Source organism: Methanomethylovorans hollandica DSM 15978, assembly GCF_000328665.1.
Classification (GTDB): domain Archaea; phylum Halobacteriota; class Methanosarcinia; order Methanosarcinales; family Methanosarcinaceae; genus Methanomethylovorans; species Methanomethylovorans hollandica.
Genome location: NC_019977.1, coordinates 769,174 through 786,082 on the forward strand (window position 1 = coordinate 769,174; position 16,909 = coordinate 786,082).

17 protein-coding genes are annotated in these 16,909 nt (G+C 40.2%); 16 read left to right on the forward strand and 1 reads right to left on the reverse strand.

All coding sequences use genetic code 11. The features are described from left to right. Positions 1–31: 31 nt before the first annotated feature. From METHO_RS03680 to METHO_RS13075, 6 genes are all read left to right on the forward strand, one after another. Positions 32–1,192 (forward strand): glycosyltransferase, encoded by a 1,161-nt coding sequence (locus tag METHO_RS03680; protein WP_048831038.1) that lies wholly within the window; start codon positions 32–34, stop codon positions 1,190–1,192. Between the two features lie 257 nt (positions 1,193–1,449). Then, positions 1,450–1,764: a B12-binding domain-containing protein gene (locus tag METHO_RS03685; protein ID WP_015324178.1), complete on the forward strand. Its 315-nt coding sequence runs from the start codon at positions 1,450–1,452 to the stop codon at positions 1,762–1,764. Between the two features lie 216 nt (positions 1,765–1,980). Further along, positions 1,981–3,009, forward strand: a complete 1,029-nt coding sequence (mtaA, locus tag METHO_RS03690) for a methylcobamide:CoM methyltransferase MtaA (protein ID WP_015324179.1) — start codon at positions 1,981–1,983, stop codon at positions 3,007–3,009. A 284-nt stretch (positions 3,010–3,293) separates the two neighbouring features. Beyond that, positions 3,294–3,500 carry a hypothetical protein gene (locus METHO_RS03695; protein ID WP_048831039.1) on the forward strand — a complete coding sequence of 69 codons (207 nt, stop codon included), beginning with the start codon at positions 3,294–3,296 and terminating at the stop codon, positions 3,498–3,500. 90 nt (positions 3,501–3,590) lie between these two features. After that, entirely contained in the window at positions 3,591–4,700 is a 1,110-nt protein-coding gene (locus tag METHO_RS03700; protein WP_015323778.1) for a transposase, read from the forward strand. Positions 4,701–4,762: 62 nt separating this feature from the next. Continuing rightward, on the forward strand, positions 4,763–5,083 hold the full coding sequence (locus tag METHO_RS13075) for a DapH/DapD/GlmU-related protein (protein WP_281162799.1): 321 nt from the start codon (positions 4,763–4,765) through the stop codon (positions 5,081–5,083). Between the two features lie 90 nt (positions 5,084–5,173). On the opposite strand, the gene METHO_RS03710 is transcribed toward METHO_RS13075, so the two are convergent. After that, positions 5,174–6,115 carry a hypothetical protein gene (locus tag METHO_RS03710; RefSeq protein ID WP_015324180.1) on the reverse strand — a complete coding sequence of 314 codons (942 nt, stop codon included), beginning with the start codon at positions 6,113–6,115 and terminating at the stop codon, positions 5,174–5,176. Between the two features lie 238 nt (positions 6,116–6,353). Between METHO_RS03710 and METHO_RS03715 the strand changes: the two genes are divergently transcribed. The 10 genes from METHO_RS03715 (at position 6,354) to mtaC (ending at position 16,900) form a co-directional block, all read left to right on the forward strand. Further along, positions 6,354–7,274 (forward strand): mechanosensitive ion channel family protein, encoded by a 921-nt coding sequence (locus METHO_RS03715; protein ID WP_015324181.1) that lies wholly within the window; start codon positions 6,354–6,356, stop codon positions 7,272–7,274. 104 nt (positions 7,275–7,378) lie between these two features. Further along, positions 7,379–8,521, forward strand: a complete 1,143-nt coding sequence (locus METHO_RS03720) for a pyridoxal phosphate-dependent aminotransferase (RefSeq protein ID WP_015324182.1) — start codon at positions 7,379–7,381, stop codon at positions 8,519–8,521. Positions 8,522–8,700: 179 nt separating this feature from the next. Beyond that, positions 8,701–9,198 (forward strand): metal-dependent transcriptional regulator, encoded by a 498-nt coding sequence (locus tag METHO_RS03725; RefSeq protein WP_015324183.1) that lies wholly within the window; start codon positions 8,701–8,703, stop codon positions 9,196–9,198. Positions 9,199–9,355: 157 nt separating this feature from the next. After that, on the forward strand, positions 9,356–9,595 hold the full coding sequence (locus tag METHO_RS03730) for a FeoA family protein (RefSeq protein ID WP_015324184.1): 240 nt from the start codon (positions 9,356–9,358) through the stop codon (positions 9,593–9,595). A gap of 77 nt (positions 9,596–9,672) precedes the next feature. Continuing rightward, on the forward strand, positions 9,673–11,667 hold the full coding sequence (feoB, locus tag METHO_RS03735; RefSeq protein ID WP_015324185.1) for a ferrous iron transport protein B: 1,995 nt from the start codon (positions 9,673–9,675) through the stop codon (positions 11,665–11,667). Between the two features lie 9 nt (positions 11,668–11,676). After that, positions 11,677–12,156, forward strand: coding sequence for a hypothetical protein (locus tag METHO_RS03740; RefSeq protein WP_015324186.1), 480 nt, complete (start codon positions 11,677–11,679; stop codon positions 12,154–12,156). Beyond that, complete coding sequence (locus METHO_RS03745) at positions 12,123–12,428, forward strand: winged helix-turn-helix transcriptional regulator (protein WP_156811022.1); 306 nt, start codon at positions 12,123–12,125, stop codon at positions 12,426–12,428. The genes METHO_RS03740 and METHO_RS03745 overlap by 34 nt, the downstream gene beginning before the upstream one ends. 237 nt (positions 12,429–12,665) lie before the next feature. Further along, entirely contained in the window at positions 12,666–14,282 is a 1,617-nt protein-coding gene (locus METHO_RS03750) for a methylamine methyltransferase corrinoid protein reductive activase (RefSeq protein ID WP_015324188.1), read from the forward strand. A gap of 33 nt (positions 14,283–14,315) precedes the next feature. Beyond that, positions 14,316–15,416, forward strand: coding sequence for a GTP-binding protein (locus tag METHO_RS03755; RefSeq protein WP_015324189.1), 1,101 nt, complete (start codon positions 14,316–14,318; stop codon positions 15,414–15,416). 722 nt (positions 15,417–16,138) lie between these two features. Beyond that, positions 16,139–16,900 (forward strand): methanol--corrinoid protein MtaC, encoded by a 762-nt coding sequence (gene mtaC, locus METHO_RS03760; protein WP_015324190.1) that lies wholly within the window; start codon positions 16,139–16,141, stop codon positions 16,898–16,900. Positions 16,901–16,909 lie beyond the last annotated feature (9 nt).

The following is a 16,909-nucleotide window of genomic DNA, read 5'->3' on the forward strand; positions in this document are numbered from 1 at the left end:
AAATATTTGACCTTCTATAATGTTGTTTCCCATGGCATCTAAAAAAGGATTCATATCAATGGCTACTGTGCCATCTTATAGTGTTGTGCAGTCATCGAGGGCCTTGCATATATTCTCTGAACTCAGCAAAGAGTTCCAAGACATGTACTTGATCATGCAACACTATGAAGTGAATGAGGTCAAACTTGATAATTTGATCCAGGTACGGCCTTTGATACCTATTGATGGTCGTTTTTCCCTGGTAAAAGGAATGCTCTACAGGCTGCAATTATCACTTTCTGCATTCTGGTTCGCGATCCGTTCTCATCGGGATTTTGCGATATTAAGAGGATATGACTCAATTATGCTGCTTATCTTATTGAAGCTCGTAGGTGTCAGGGTATATTCTGATTTTCATGGAAAGTATGATCTGGAATTGTCTCAGCGGGGAAAACACCTGAGAAGTTTTTTTGTGAAATATATTGATATGATCACTCTGAAGTTGAGTGACCGCATCATTGTTGTCAGCGAAGGCATTGAGGCTCAGATACAGGAGTATAAAGATAAGTGTATTTTAATACCCAATGGTATAGATGTGCAAAAGATCGATGATGCTAATACTGGTATCAATACTTTGGACTTCAAGGGCTATAAGAAGATTGTGGGTTTTGTCGGTAATTGGGAATCTTTTATGAACGTAGAGGATATGTGCCAGGCAGCTGCATATACTCCAGAAGTTTTATTTGTCATCGTAGGTGAAGGGTTCAATGCCTCCGCATTGATGGATAAGTACAGAAGCTATGAAAATGTGCTCTTTGCGGGTCGCAGACCTCAGAAAGAAGCATTTTCAATAATGCACATGTTCGATATTTGCATTTTGCCCTATGATAAAATGGACTCTCATTCAAAATATCCAGGTTTCTTTTCTTCCAGAAAGACAAAAGAATACATTGCTGCAGGCAAACCTATCATCGTTGCTGATGTTATTGGAAAGGAATCCTGCCTGATCCCCGGTCATAACTGCGTACTATATGAATCAAGGAATCCCCGGGATCTCGCAGATAAGATATCAGAGCTATTTAATGATACTACACTGCTCGCTTCCATGGGACTGAATAACTTTGAAATGCGAGAGCATTTTACATGGGATTATTTGATACAAAATTCTGGTATTGTTGAAGACCTACAGAATAATGGATCATCACCGGAGTAAAATTTTATTCATATTCATTCTTTTCTTTTAGGTATTATCTTTTTTATAAAACTATGCGTGTTCCCTTATGTTCAAAAAGGGTCCAAAAATCATGCATACTCAAATACGTAGCTATCTATATATACACTATATTTTGCATTCTAATATATATTCAATTGTGAGTATCTATTTATTGACTTGAGTTCTCTTGCTATTTGAAGGGCTTGAGACCTTCGAAGTATCGAAGAATACAGACCAGAGAAACATGTGATGATAACATGCTATTTGAAACAGAAGCTACAAACCTCCTTACAAAAGCAAAGAGGTCAGTCATTGAACGTGATAACGTCACCGCAGAACAAGTATCCTACGAGGCACTGGATTTTGGCGTAAGCCCACTGGAGGTCATAGAACTTGGTTTTATTGAAGGAATGAAAGTATTAGGTGACCTTTTCGAACATGGTGACATAGATATCCAGGATATATTTGCAGCATCCTTTACCATGAATGCAGGTATTGATGTACTAAGACCATATATTATGGCCTCTGCGGACAATGCATGTGCATTTGAGGATCTTGTGCTGAGGATCTGATATCCAGGCAGAGATCTATATTTTTATTTATTATTTTGCATATAATGTGTAAGGGCATCCAGAGTATCGAACATTTGAAATATGAGATGATCAGAACCTTATATGATCGGAGACTTGGATGTGTAAGTGGTTTACATTAAAATGAATTAGTAATTAAGTTATTTCAATAATAATGATCCAATATGGGCAATTATAGCATTTATGGAGGAACCGTTCTTGTCAGACCTAACTTTGAAACAGCGTTTTATCGCTTCTCTTGAAAGAAAAGATGTTGATAAGGTACCTGTCTGTTCAGTAACTCAGACAGGAACTGTGGAGCTCATGGAAATGACAGGTGCAAAATGGCCCGATGCGCATTATGATCCTGAGAAAATGGCAACTCTGGCTATTGCGGCACACGAGATTACAGGACTTGAGGCGGTAAGGTATCCTTTTTGCAACACTGTGATGCCTGAGACTCTTGGTTGCACTGTCAGGGAGGGTTCTCTGGACAGCCAGCCCCAGATCATAGATTTCCCATGCAAGGAAAAGAAAGATGTTGCAGGTCTGCTGGTACCTGATAACTTGCTTGAAAGTAAAAGAATAAAAACGATTCTCCAGGCTACTGATATTGTAAAAGACAGACTCTCGGATGAAGTTCCGATAGTTGTTGGTATACTGGGCCCTGCTGCTATTGCCTGTTGTCTGTGTGGTGTGAACAATTATCTAATGTGGTGTATCACTGCACCTGAAGTCCTTAAAGAACTGTTGGTCTTGGGTACAAGTGTTTGCAAGGAATATGCAAATGCCTTGTTTGACAGGGGTGTGGATGCGGTGGTGATAATAGATTCAGAGGCAGGTCCTGATCTATTCCCTCCTCCTCTGTTCCAATCCATGATATTACCTTTTTACAGGTCGCTTACAAAGGATATGAGAGGCCCTACGATCCTTCACATTTGCGGTGATGCTACGGAAATCCTGGATGATATGGCAGATTCCGGTTTTCAAGGACTGAGCATAGAGGAGAAAGTGAACCTCGCCTATGCAAATCAGGTGGTTGCAGGTAGAGCCTGTCTTGTAGGCAATATCTCTCCTGTTTTTACATTACTGGAAAGATCTCCGGAACAGGTAAAAAAAGAAGCAAAGGAATGCATAGCGGATGGAGTCGGTATCCTTTCCCCGGGTTGTGGGATAGCCCCCCATACATCAATTGAAAATATCAGGGCATTTGTGGCTGCCAGGGATGAATATTACGGTTTGGGGTAATTTCCCCTCACTGTCCTCAGCTGAGAATATCAGTAAAGTGTGCTAGTAGTTTCCTAGATAATATACTTTTATCTAACAACTTATTTTGTTCCTACGGACCTAATTTGCTGACCTTCCTGTAACAGCAAGGTGTGGGGAAAATTTTAAAATAGTTACACTAATTTAAACGTCCTTATTAATCAAAGATTGGTGTCATAATGCCATTTAGAACTATTTTTAAAATAATGTCTTCTGCTAGATCTTTTTTAAGAGTGAACATAAGGAGTATAAGGTTTAGAAAAAAAATGATGTTGGAAAAAAATGTATTCATTGGAAGGAATGTGCTTATAGATCCGGGCTACAATTGGCTGGTATCTATTGGAAATAATTCTGTTTTATCATATGGGACTATTGTTCTGGCACACGATGGCAGTCTTAGGAATTATACAGGCTACACGCGGGTTGGGAAAGTTTCGATTGGTTCTAATGAGAATCTCAAATTAGGATTTTGATTTAAAAACCTATTCCTTTTTTCGTTGATACTGCTATTCTCTTTTTTTTTGGTCAGTGGTAGCTATAAATATAAAAAATTTTGCTTCTTTATGGATAAAAAATCTATCGAGTATAGAGGAGTCCTCTTCGAGGACTCCATAGAAAACTATCTTTACAGAGAAACTGCCTCTATTTGCCAATTTCTTCATTTTCTCTGTATAGAAGACATTTCACAATACGTTGAACGTACTGTGTATACCAACAAACGTTGGCATTTTAAATATAACGTTTCCTCAATGATAAAGCTCTTTATTGTAAAGTGCTTCAGGAATCTCTCTTATGAAAAAACAGTATCCAGTTTAACAGAAGAAGAAGCTATTATGCTATCGTTCTGTGATAAAAATGGGCAAATAAGACTTCCTTCAGCTGGAACCCTCCATCATTTTGTAAAATATAGACTTGGAGAAGATGGGGTCAATGAACTAATAATAATGGTAGGCGAAAAGATTCTTAAAAGCTCAAAGTTAAAAGACGCCAAGATAGATTCAACACCTCTTGAAGCTTCACGATATGACAAATATGCGGATTATAATCCGCATTATAAATGTAAAATGGACAAAGCTCACATTACAATGATTGGAACTTATCCGGTATTTATGACATATACTAATGGCCTTAGTTCTGATTCTACGGAACTTATCAAACACATACACGCATTAAAGAAAATGGAAGCTAATATTGAATTTTATGCTGCGGATGGAGCTTATGACTCATTCCAAAACAATGCAGATATATGGTATCATCTGAATGCAAAACCAATTATTTCCTACTCTTGTGATGCAGTATTGCACAAAGAAGGTGAAGTAGAGAGGATTGATCATTGGGTGAACAAAATGTGGAAACTTGGTGGAGAGGTTCATACCAAAATAGAAAATAAGCTGAAGTTTCTGTATGAAAATGGAAGACAAGAACAAGTTGGGATGTACCTAAGAAATCAAAACATCCTCGATGAATTATTTTGGGAGTTATACAAGAAAAGAGTAGAATGCGAAAAAGTACATGGCCACATGAAAGATACGATGAACTTCGATGTCAGAAGAATAAGAGTAGAGAGCAGAGCTCTCTACTCTCTGCTGAATTTCGTTTCCTATCAACTATTAGTGCTTACTGAATTGCAAAATAAAGTTAAACTCAGGAATTCGTTTGGGAGGCTATTCTAAAAAAGTACATCAAATTAGAATAGAAATATAAGGAGCTAATTTGATGGCCTCCTAATGCTTTCATTGGTGCAGGAAGCATTATAATGCCTGGTGTTAGTATAGGAGACAATGCAGTTATTGGTGCAGGGAGTGTTGTTACAAAAAATGTTCCAGATAATTCGGTGGCTATAGGCAATCCGGCAGTTGTAGTTGGTTCTATCTCCCAACTTATCAATAAGCACAAAATTAATATGCAGAATTGTCAAGTCTACGAAAAGATGTCAGAACAGACTGCGGAAATTATCAAAGAAGAGCTGAAAACAGGATCTGCATACATCCGTACTCATTTTGGGCAGGATCTGATTTCAGTAGACGATATTGATGAAAATAATAAGAGTATATAAGAAGCCGACTGACAGGTAATCCCTCGAGAGTAAGCCTTCTGAATATTGAAGGCTTTTTATTATGAATATTTTTGGTCTACGTTATATTAATTATGGCTGGGTTATTGCAATTCTGCAATTGTCCTTATTCCGGACACAGATCCGGAAAAGGTTCACCACACCATGACAGTTGCAGGATGTAGCGATAAAAAAGATGTTTTTTGTTCCATCAATATTATCTATCTTATTAGCAGCCGCATCAATAGAATGCACATATTTATACATTTCCAGTAAATTCAGTTTCATATCATCTCCTTTCATTGCTCCAATACCCGGTTTCATCTGGTAGCTTTCGAAAACCCAGCCTTTGATCAAGGGAAACAGGTCCCGTAAGTAATTTGTTATTGTCTTTGGTTTCTCTCTTCTGAAATTAGGACAAAACTTCTCAGGGCCAGGGCATCCATCAGGGCATATCTCTCCAGGTCTGGCGTATGATAACATAGCTATTCCCTGAGCAGGATAAAGGCCGGCTCTAATGTTCTCTGGAAAGTGTGATACGAATTGATCAAAAAACTGTATCATATCTTTATTTTCAGGAGGAATCTCTATCTCTGTGACAGTTTTATCCTCTCTGTTAGAATAATTGAGATATTCCTTTGCAAGATAAGCTGCCATATGGCAAGGAATAGCAGGTACGATATATTCAGGCATTCCAAAAGAGAGAATAAAAGGAAATTCATCGAGTTCTGAACAATAAAAATATATATGAGAGTTTTCTTGTTCAAGTGGAGATCTTAACTTTTCTTCCAGCAGTTTACGCAGGGAATTTACATCTTTTATGATCTCTGTACCGGAAGACGCTGGAGCATTTCTGTCATTGTCCACCACAATCACAAGGGGAAAGCTATGCTTGCGTGCATGCTCCGTGAAGCTTGTACCTATTTTTCCACCACCCACTACCAGATAATATCCTCTGATAACAGGCAGGGACTGAAGATCTTTAATTATGTCGCCTGGATGCAGTAACCCATAAATTAGCTCATAATGTCCCATTGAATTGTAGGTTTTCTAACTGCTGGTACATGTATCATTTGCTCGTGCTAAAAAATACATCTGCATGTCTGAAATATCAGATCTTTTTGCATATTGGCTGCCTAACACTTTTTGAATACAGGCAAATGCTTTAAATATCTTAATCAACAGAACATTATTGAGAGGGTTCAGATAGGCAGAATGGTGAGAGCATATCTATCGTCTTGCCCGCTTTTATCATATTCGGAGAGTGGTATAAATGGCATCAACACCAATACTTACTAGTTTATATGGAATGGTGGATCAAATCATTGCATTTGCTCCAACATTAATTGCCATAATTATTCTTTTAATAGTAGGCCTTGTAGTTGGAAAGGCAATAGGTAAGATCGGAGCCAAGTTCCTGGATAAGATAGGACTTGATGATCTGATCAACAAGACTATCATCGGGGATATGATCAAAAGGACTGGAGGACATGTTGTAGACTTCTTTGATGTGTCTATCAGATGGTTCATTTATCTGATATTTGCAATAGTCATCATCGACCTGCTGAATATCCAGATTGTTGCAGACTTCATTGCCTCTTTAGTTCTGTACATTCCTATCATCCTGGCTGCAATGATCACATTGATCATAGGGCTTCTTATAGTGGATTTCCTGGCAGATCTGGTACGCAATGTCGTCATTGGTATGGGAATTGATGATAAGGTAGAGAGCACACCAATGGGAGCAACTATCACAGCAAGTGGAATGAAGACTTCCAGCATAGTTTCGGGTATTGTCCGGGTATTCGGATATCTTATATTCATACTGGCTGCACTGAACATACTCAAGCTGACCATCATAGCGAATCTCGTACAGGATGTAATCAATTATCTGCCAAATCTGTTTGTCGGTTTGCTGATATTGATAGTTGGTTTGCTTGCCATTGACTTCTTCGCTGACTACATAGCTAATATAATGAAAGGCATGTCAGTTGAGCATGCTGATATCCTGGTCCCTGCCTTCAGAGGAATTCTTTCTCTGGTGGTTATGCTTCTGGCCCTGGACGCTATGCTTATAGATACGGGTATATTCTACCTATTCATAGGTCCTCTTGCATGGGGTCTGGCGGTTGTTGTTGCCTTTAAGTGGGGTATCAAAGACGCAATTGTTGCCTATGCCAGGGAAAAGAAATAATCCCTGTTCTCTTTTTTTATCCCTTTTTTTCATTTATTCTTTCTGATTGTCCTTTTCACATCTTCACCCGTACATTTTAAGTGTATAAGATCTAATTGAAGCACATGTTGTCCCGTAATGTGATAGATATGCCTCCTTTTCATGTAATGGAAATACTGGAAAGAGCACAGGAACTGGGGAGAGCCGGGAGGCACATCATACACCTGGAAATTGGGGAACCTGATTATCCTACAGCACCACATATATGTGAGGCGGTTTCTGTAGCCTTGAGTGCAGGTGAAACTAAATATACTCACAGCCAGGGTATCCCTCAACTGCGCGAGGCTATAGCTGATAATTATAACAGGAAATTTGGGCTGAACATTGAACCGGGGCAGATCATTGTGACTTCAGGGACAAGCCCTGGTATGCTATTGCTCTTCATAGCGCTGTTAGAGCGGGGAGATGAGGTGATCATGTCCAACCCGCATTATGCATGCTATCCTAATTTTGTTCGGGCGATGCAGGCTATACCCCATTTCGTCTATACAAAAGAAGAGGATGGATTCATCCTGGAGCCTTCAGAAGTGTTCAAGGCCATAAATTCCAAAACCAAAGCCATACTTATCAATTCTCCTTGCAATCCCACTGGCCAGGTAATGACAGCAAAGCAGCTCGTGGAGCTGGCAGCGATAGCTGCAGATGTGCCTATTATATCTGACGAGATATACCAGGGATTGGTCTATGAGGGTGAGGACCATACCATCCTTGAATATACGGATAATGCCTTTGTGCTCAACGGTTTTTCTAAACTGTATGCTATGACAGGCTGGCGATTAGGGTATCTGATAATCCCAAAACAATATGTGCGCACATTGCAGAAGGTCCAGCAAAATTTCTTCATATCTACTAACTCTTTTGTTCAGCATGCTGGTGTGGCTGCACTTACAGGTCCTCAGGACCAGGTGCTTGAAATGGTCAGAACCTATGACAAACGCAGGCGTTACATGCTTAAGAGGATCAGAGACATAGGAATGAAAGTAAGAACACCGCCTATGGGCGCTTACTATATACTGGCAGATGCGCGCCAGTATGGCACAAGTTCACTGGAACTTAGCTGGCGGATCCTGGAAGAAACTGGAGTTGCAGTTACGCCGGGAATTGATTTTGGTGAAGGGGCCGAAGGTTATCTGAGATTTTCATATGCTAACAGTATTGAGAATATCTCAGAAGGTATGGACAGGCTTGAAAAGTATCTGAATGGCTGAACATCCGCTCAGTTGTCATCCTTTTTCGGGACAAATGCCTTCAAAAAGTATCCCTTCTTTCTTACTCTATAGTATCATGTCCTCTTTTTTAGTTAGTATATAAGCAAATCGCTATACTTAAATAGTAATGCAACTCTCATTCCAAATGTTATTAGCTTATCAAGATAAGGTAATTCCCCATGACAACTGAACGAACTGAAGACTATTTGAAAGCAATTGAGAAAATAATCGAAAAAAAAGGTTATGCTCAGGTAAAAGATGTGTCCAGAGAACTAGAGCTAAGCTCACCCAGTGTCACAGGCATGTTCAAGAAGCTTACTAAGATGGGGTACATCAATTATGAGAAATATGGTGGGGTCACACTTACCGCTGAAGGCGAAAGGATAGCAAAGAAAACAATGGAAAAACATAGCACTATCAGGGATTTTCTGTTGATAATAGGTCTTGATGAAGAAATAGCTAATCACGATGCGTGCAGGATAGAGCATATACTCACTCCCCAAACCTTCGACAGGTTCACAAAATTTGTGGAATTTATGAACTTCAATCACGAATTGCCTTTATGCCTTGACCACTTCAAATATTTCTATGAAACAGGTGAAAACATCGATTGCACTCTTTCTTCACGGGGTCAGTGCCCTGTTCATGGTAAAGAGTACAAGACTGATCAGAAATGATGCTTTGAGTGCTATTCTACATTGTTGTATTATCCAGTATCTGTTTCAATTATAATGTTTTTGTGTACTTAACTATATTAGCTAATCCGAAATTGCTATATATCTAGAACCATGTTTAATGCTCAAAAATAGCAGCTTTGTAAAAAAGGGAACTATAATGGTGGAAAGTACACTTAATGATCTCCTGCCTGGGGAAAAGGCAAGAATAATCAAAGTTCTTGCTAAAGGTACGGTAAGAAGGAAACTCATGGATATGGGGATGGTCCCTGGTTCAGAAATAGAGGTAGTAAGAACTGCACCTCTGGGTGATCCCATTGAGTTCCGCATTAAAGGTTACAGTCTTTCCATGAGGAGGCAAGAAGCTGTGAACATTGTGGTAGAGACTATTATTGCATAATCTCGTGCAGCAGGATATTTTATAATGAAGTTAAAACGCTTTTTTGTGTGTTTCTATTGATCTATGATGGGGAGACAATGGCAGATAACAGGATAAGAGTAGCTCTTACAGGTAATCCTAATGTGGGGAAGACCACTCTTTTCAATGTGATAACCGGCTCCAGGCAGCATGTGGGCAACTGGCCGGGTGTGACAGTTGAAAAGAAAAGCGGTTTTAAGATATACAAAGGATATGAAATAGAGGTCATAGATCTTCCCGGAACTTACAGCCTTACTGCTTATTCTCTGGATGAGGTTGTAGCCAGGGACTTCATTGTTGATGAAAAGCCCGATGTAGTGGTACAGATTGTGGATGCTACCAATATCGAGAGAAACTTGTATCTGACCACACAACTCATGGAACTGGGTTCAAAAATGATCATTGCCCTTAATATGTATGATCTGGCAGAAGAAAGGGGAGACAAGCTACATGTAGAGAAAATGGAAAAGATCCTTGCCATGCCTGTCGTTCTAACCATCGCAAGCGACAACGTAGGTATATATGAACTTCTGGACACCGTGATAGCTGAAAAGCAAAAGGAAAACTATCATAGCCGGGAAATAGGTTATGGTGATGAGATCGAATCCAGGATAATAGAATTAGAGAAGGTGCTTTCTCAGGACAAGGGACTTGCTTCAAGGTATCCTTTAAGGTGGCTGGCTGTAAGGTTACTGGATGGGGATGAGAATATCCTGCGTAAGATCGCCGGAAGTAGTGTAGCCCCGGAGATAAAAAGCATCCTTTCGAGACTGGACATTGAAGAATATGAAGCTTTGATGGCAGACAAAAGATATGAGGTCATAAGTGCCATGTTCCCTCAGATGTGCGAACGCTGTATGACGCGTATGACAACTTCGGATATGATCGATCGTGTCATGACCAATAAGTATCTGGGTATTCCTATATTCCTCGCTCTTATGTGGGGTGCCTTTGAACTTACTTTCAGTTTTGCAAACCCCTTTATGGCTATTATTGAACTGATCTTTGTATGGTTGGGGGAAGTGACTGCAGTTCATGTTCGTCCGGAATGGCTTGCATCACTGATAGGGGAGGGTATTATTGGAGGTGTAGGCTCAGTTTTCTCGTTCATACCCAATATCTTCATCCTTTTCTTCCTGCTTTCTATGCTTGAGGATAGCGGCTATCTGGCCCGGGCTGCTTTTATCGTGGACAGGGTCATGTATAAGATCGGATTGCAGGGCAAGTCATTTATTCCGATGCTGCTTGGTTTTGGGTGCAATGTACCTGCTATCATGTCTACTCGCAGCATAGAGGATCGCATGGATCGGATGGCCACTATTATGGTGGTCCCTTTCATTTCCTGCGGGGCAAGATTGCCTATTTATATACTGTTTGCAGGTACTTTCTTCAGTAAAAATGCCGGAACAGTTATCTTTTGCATATATCTGCTGGGTATACTTGTAGCTGTGGCTTCTGCAAAGCTATTGCGCACCACCGCTCTTAAAGGCCATCCGGCTCCATTCATCCTGGAACTTCCACCATACAGGGTCCCAACTTTAAAGAACAGTATAAATCATATGTGGGACAATGGTTCGATGTATATTAGAAAAGCAGGGACTATTATCCTGGGGGGTTCTGTTGTTATATGGCTGCTAGCTGCCTTGCCATGGGGAGTTGAATATGGCAGTGAGGACAGTTTTATAGGCATTATAGGACATGCTATTCAGCCTCTTCTTGATCCTCTTGGCTTTGACTGGAAGATCTCTGTATCTCTGCTATTTGGATTCGTGGCCAAGGAGATAGTTGTGGCATCTTTGGGTGTGTTATATGGGGTTGGTGATGATCAGCTTGCTCTTACAGACAGCTTGCTTGCTGATCCCAATATGTATAGTATCACAGCACTGAGCATAATGGTTTTCAGTCTGTTGTATATGCCCTGTGTGGCAGTGGTTGGGATCATCAAAAAAGAGACCGGATCATGGAAATGGACTGCTTTTTCCGTAGTTTATGGATTAGTCGTTGCCTGGATATTGGCCTTTGTAGTGTTCCAGGGAGGAAAGTTGCTTAATTGAGGGACATTTATGGAACAATATTCAGGCATATCAAAAGATAAGATGCGATTTGCATTCCTTAATGGCTTCCTTTATGTACTCGCAGGGAGCATCCAGTTAGTTTTTAGCTTACTTACTATGTTTAATCTATGCTCGGTCAATTCCTTTGAAAACGGTCTTATTGGGATACTCTTTGCTCCTTCAGATCTGATGGGCAGTTTGATACTGGTGCTTATTGGCAGTGTTTTTATTTACGGTTTAATGGAAATGAGGAATGGATTAGATGAAGGCATTGCTTATGTATACGTGGGTATACTTATCTCACTACTATTTGCAATGGTCTATGTACTTGTGATAGCAGGTAACTGGATGGAAATGTACCTGTTAAATGTTCCGCAAATCAGCTACTGGGATATTTTATATGATCTCAGGCCAGCAATATATCTTGGGATACTGCCATTATGCGGATACCTTATATGGAAAAAAGAATTCAGGACTATGAACAAGTAAATCAGGGAATTTACATGATCTCCGAGATATTGAGGTATATATTTGTTGAGAGGATGTCACTGAACGAAACTGCTGATATGATGGGTATGTCAGGACAACAGTTAAAAGACAGGATAATGACACTGGAACAGATGGGGTATATCAGAAAGGCAAATACAACTGTTTCTCACGAATGTGGTTCGTGTGCTTCGTGCAATGCATGTAGCACTGATTTTGGAACCGTTCAATATATGATTACTGATAAGGGTTCAAAGCTAATTGAAAAAACTTAAATCTTTTTATTTTTATATATGAAGCAGGCTGACACTCATACTATATTAAGATATGTAGTTACTGACAAGATTTGGCAGTATTCTTATGGTAGATTTGTCATTAATCATAATATATTACTTTCTTTTTCGGCAGAGGGATAAACCCGTCTGTTTTTTCTAGGATGTGATGTAAAAGAATATATAGTTCTCTACGAGAAAACAAATCATTTATAAGAACGAGTATCCAGAGGAATAAAAATGAGACTAGGTGTTGCAGTAGATATAGGAACCAGTGGGATCCGTGCACAGAAGGTCGATCTTGATTCAGGGGAAATAAAGAAAACAGTTATTACACTGAGAAATCCCCTGCCTGGTGCAAACATCATGGACCATCTGGATTTTGCTATTAATTATGGGCAGGATCTTGCACACGGACTCCATGTGAATGCGGTACGGAAGGTCATCGAGCAGCTTGGGATCAAACCAGAGGAACTTGAAAGGTTGGCTATTTGCGGTAACCCTATTCAGTTATCGATTTTCCAGGGCATACCCATTGATGACCTTGCATACGCAGGTGAAAGGAAAAAGGAAAAACTGAATATCAAAGAGCAAAAAAGAGATGCAGCTATCTTAAATTGCAGTGATGTACCTGGTCTTGAGGTCTATCCTAATGCAACTCTGAGGGTTCCTCCGGCCATAAGGCATGAAATAGGTGCGGATGCTCTTGCTCTCATAATTAAATCCGGGTTTCTGGAAACTACTGATATTGCCATAGCTACTGACTATGGAACTAATGCCGAGATGGCTCTGATTGTTAATGGTACAATCTATACTGGTTCCGCAGCAGCAGGTCCTGCGCTTGAAGGTCAGCAGATAACTCATGGGAAGCTTGCTTCTCCCTTTGTGATATCTGATGTGGAGTTTGAGGATGGCAATCTAAGGAACTATGTGCTTGATGAAGAAATGAACACAATAAAAGCAAAACTGGTGGACCCAAAGAGTGGAGAGGTAGTTGAAGATCATCCGCTCAAAGCCAAGGGGATAACCGGAACTGGTGTTATAGCGGTCGTTGATGCTGGTATGAAGGCAGGTGTAATACAACTGCCCAAGATCAATACTCCTGACCATATTCTCCACTTGCAGGATAAGGTAAAGTTCTTCGAGCAGGATGTGAGTGAAGCAGGACTTGCCATGGGTGCTCTTCGTGCTGGCCATCTTGCTCTCTGTAAGGCTGCAGGTATCGAAGTAAGTGATATACGCAAAGCATACATGTCCGGTGCCGCAGGAACATATATGGATGCGGTCAAGGCTCATCATGTAGGCATGGTACCCTTCAATGTGGATGAAGTGATACAAATTGGTAACACTTCACTTTCTGTTGCCAAGGATATACTGCTTTCAGAGGAGAGGCTCTGGGAACTGCAGGACATCGCAAGAAAGATCCTGAGCAATCATGTAATGTTCGCAACAGACCCGGCTTTTAAGGATGCATACATCCAGGAAATATCCTACTGGACCGAAGGTATGCCCTTCAAGATGCTCCAGAAGATACTCAAGAAAAAAGGCTTGCCTATCATAGAAGAGGCTTCAAAGACGGTTAAAGTGGACAGGCGTGTGCAGAGAGATATACCTGTACTGGGGGAGGAAGGTCTTGAAGTGCTGGAACAGGTGGGCACTTATCTTACTATGAAAGTGGAATGCCCGGAGTGCAAGAAATGTATAAAGGTCTGCCCGACAGATGCTATTTCCATAGATGATGAAGGCGTTGTGATGATAAGATCTGATCTATGTGATGGCTCAAATTGCAAGAGGTGCATCAGGGCATGCCCGCCGGATCAATTCCAGTGGAAGAACCTGAAGGTAATGGAGATCTGATACTCCATTTCTCTTTTTATGGATGGTATTCCAATGAGGGTAATAGTTATAGGTGGATTTCTGGGAAGCGGCAAGACCTCTACTATCATACGACTTGGTACAGAACTCAGTGCGCTGGGTAAAAAGGTCGCTATCATTGTTAACGAGATAGGTGAGATAGGGATCGATGGAGATATTATTTCTAAATATGGGCTTGACACCACTGAACTTACCAGTGGCTGCATCTGCTGTAGTCTTAAAGTGAACATGAAGATAACTATCTCTCTACTCATGAAGGATTTCCAGCCGGATATTTTACTTATCGAACCAACTGGTATCGCTTTCCCTCAGGTGATCAAAAATGAGATCAATCTTATGGATCTGAAAGGGACGGTAGTTGCACCGTTGGTAACGCTCATCGATGGCAGCAGGTTCAAGCAGCTCATGAAGGAAGTAAAACATTTCTCTATGAGGCAGATCATTGATGCAGAGGTCATGGGGATCAATAAGATCGACCTTATGGAACCACGTCAGATCCCTATTGTTGAGGCCTCGGTACAGCAGCTTAATCCAAAGGCAAGTGTTATCCGGCTTTCTACAAAGCTGCAGGATGAACATTGGTATGATTTTATCAGGTTGATATTAGAAGAAGATACAACAGGAACAATTGCAGGTGCGCTTCGTACCGTAAGTCCGCAACTGCAGGCAATTGAAGGAGAACAGGATTCTGATGAGAGCATGGATTCCATAGAAGCTTCAGGTATCAGCAGTTATGCAACGGAGTTCATTGTGGATGGTGGGAATATACTCCCGGATGTTGCCCAGACTGTTGTGCAGGATACTATGGGATTGATCAAATCCAGGGTTATGGAACACAGTCCTGAGTTTGTTGGTCACATCAAGATGTTTCTGGAAAATGGTAGTGAGACAATCAAAATGAACATTACGGCCTATTACGAGGAACCGGTCATGGAACTCATAAGTTCGAGGACCGAGGTGCCAAGGTTCAAGATATTGTCTGCTGTTTCCAACATTGATAACACTGCTTTGATAGATCTCGTTGATTCCAGTGTTGTCGAAGCATTTGCTTTAAAAGGCATAAAAGTCCACAAAAAAAGTGACAAGCATAAACATCACGTTTCTTTGAGCTTATAATGTTAGGATGAAGCATTATAAGCTCACAACACTTCTTATTTTTATGCATTTGTATTTACAAAAAATATCTCTGTATCCAAACCTTCTACTTTTTATATTAGTATGTTTTCCCTAACAAAAAGCACAGAAAAAATGTAGTATATATTCTTTTTGGTATGGTCTCTTTCTGGCAGTTAAAGTTAAATATACTAATATTATTTTTTGCACAGTTAATGTCAAAACAAATTCAATTAAAACTTGTATTTTTTAATACTGAATATATATAGGCTAATACGGCTCGGTTTATGTTATATATATATTAATACTAAAATACATTTTAAATTTGCAAATAAACGTGCTTTATTGCTTTTTTTGATAATAAATGATTAATATGGCTTAAAATAAGTAATAAAAAATTAATTTACCCTTATATCTCTATCTAGGCTCTATTAATAGATATAATTAACATAGTACTTAATATTATTTAATTAAAATTCAAAAAAAAACTTGTATTCTCTTTATCTAGTGTAATTATTTAAAATATGATTGCAACAAAGGCATTGACCGTAATAGTTATAAGTGGGATAATGATACTTAGTTATGTGGAAAGAAGAAAAACAGGTAGAAGATGTCAGTTGTAAGGAGAAGCTCTCATTACAGCTTAATAAGCCTGTTATCTGAATGCCACATGTTTAAGTTGCAATGCGTTCATGCATGCAACGAGACAATAAGGAGGTAAATAAATGGATTTAGACCCCAGTAAAATACTAATTAGGTACAATGTGCAAATGGAGAAGGCACAGACACCTGAGGACATGGCCGCTGAGAAATATCCAAAAGCTGAGCCAGCCAAAACAATTTCCAAGGCAATATTTGAGGGTGAAGAGGACGATGTCGTCGAAGGCCTCAAAAAAGCAGTTGCTGCCGGTGCAGACCCAATCAAGATGATTGACGATGTACTGATGCCAGGAATGAAGATTGTGACAGACCTGTATGACATTGGTGTCATATTCCTGCCAAACGTTATGATGTCTGCTGATGCAATGCTTGCAGGTATCGAATACTGTAAAGAAAAATCCGGTTCAGCCCCAACTCCAAAGGGCAAGGTTGTCTGCCACGTTGCAGAAGGTGACGTTCACGACATTGGTAAGACCATCGTCGCAGCCCTGTTAAGAGCAGCAGGCTATGAGGTAGTTGACCTTGGACGTGATGTCCCAGTAGATGAGGTCATTGCAGCTGTCAAGAAAGAGAAGCCAATGATGCTTACCGGTACAGCACTCATGACAACAACAATGTATGCCTTTAAGGAAGTAAACGACAGGCTTCTTGAAGCTGGCATAAAAGTACCATTCCAGTGTGGTGGCGGAGCTGTGAACCAAGACTTCGTAGTCACATATGAGCTTGGTGTCTATGGCGAAGAAGCCGCAAATGCCCCACAGATGGCAGAAATGATTCTTGCTGGAAAGAGCTTGAAGCAGCTTAAAGAACACTTCCACATGCACTAAACGAGAGGT